General features: G+C 57.0%; 1 protein-coding gene. It reads right to left on the bottom strand.

Going from position 1 to position 453, the window contains the following annotated elements; translation table 11 throughout:
- Positions 1-321 (bottom strand): phage integrase N-terminal SAM-like domain-containing protein (locus tag QCE79_RS33705; protein WP_309851887.1); only part of this gene is annotated, 321 nt, incomplete at its 3' end.
- Positions 322-453: the final 132 nt, after the last annotated feature.

The following is a 453-nucleotide window of genomic DNA, read 5'->3' as shown; positions in this document are numbered from 1 at the left end:
GACCGGCAAGGTACGCGGGAGATAAATCGGACGCATCTTCGCCATCAACGCTTCTTGAGCGAGCGTCGTACCGAAGAAGAACTTCAGGCCGGTGATCGCGGCGTTCAAAGAAACTGGCGACACGCCGTGATCAACCAGATGCAGTTGATAGCGACGCAAGTCTTCTACGGTGGCAGTGTCGGGCGAGCGTCCGAGGAAGACGGTGAACGCTCGTACCACACGAAGATAATTGGCTTGCGTGGTTGGTGCGAGGCGGCGCATGCGCATGTCGTCCATCATGCGCTGACGCAACGGACTGGTAACTTGGACGGGGGATGTCATGGCCCGGTTCCTCCTGGGTAACGAGGCGGATCGCCTCATCACTCAACATAGGAAACTAGGAAACCGGCCGGCTTTACTTTATCCCAACCAATAACTTTGAACGGAGCACATACCGCGCGAGCGGTTTAGTCC

The organism is Caballeronia sp. LZ003 (assembly GCF_031451465.1).
Taxonomy (GTDB): Bacteria; Pseudomonadota; Gammaproteobacteria; order Burkholderiales; family Burkholderiaceae; genus Caballeronia.
Note: the sequence above shows the minus strand (reverse complement) of the source record. Positions and strands in the feature narration are given on the sequence as shown.